The organism is Roseateles sp. P5_B10 (assembly GCF_056400485.1).
Map to the genome: position 1 here is coordinate 1 of NZ_JBFULE010001718.1, position 540 is coordinate 540.

Genomic DNA, 540 nt, shown 5'->3' on the forward strand with positions numbered 1-540 from the left:
GTCACGATGCATTGAGCACACGTCGCACGCTCATGCGACAGATCGAGAAAGCGTAGATCGGGTAACGGCCTGAACCAATCGTAACCTTGAAAGCGACCAATGCAGTACCCGCGGCATGGCGTCATAAGCGGCGATCACTGGCTGTGCTCGCACCACTCCCCTATCCTCACTGACATCACAAGGCATGCGCGCCCTGTGCGCTTATCGACATGCCGGGTTCCAAGGCGCCAAGGGCATACAAGACGACTTTCTTTGTTGCAAAACCCCGGCGGCACACCCAATGGTACCCATGCATTAACCTTTCATTAACCAATCGCGCCCACCTTGCCGCAACGCAACGGCTGGGGGCTGTTCGTTCTCGATGTTGTTGCTTCGCGCGACGAAGCAGGCGTTGATCGGGAGATACCCATGATCCAGGAATCCCTTTTCGAGTCCCTTGACCGCCCGCGTGACGATTCGCCGGCTGAAACGGACACGTTTGCACCCTCGTCAGATCCCAGCGAGGTCGTGACGATGCTGATCGGCGCGACTGTTCATGAG

The 540-nt window shown here is 57.6% G+C and carries 1 protein-coding gene; it reads left to right on the forward strand.

Annotation, left to right across the window (positions count from 1 at the left end):
- Positions 1-324 precede the first annotated feature (324 nt).
- Positions 325-540, forward strand: a 216-nt coding sequence (locus AC1DU6_RS35515; protein WP_477863303.1) for a hypothetical protein, incomplete at its 3' end; no start/stop codon positions are given.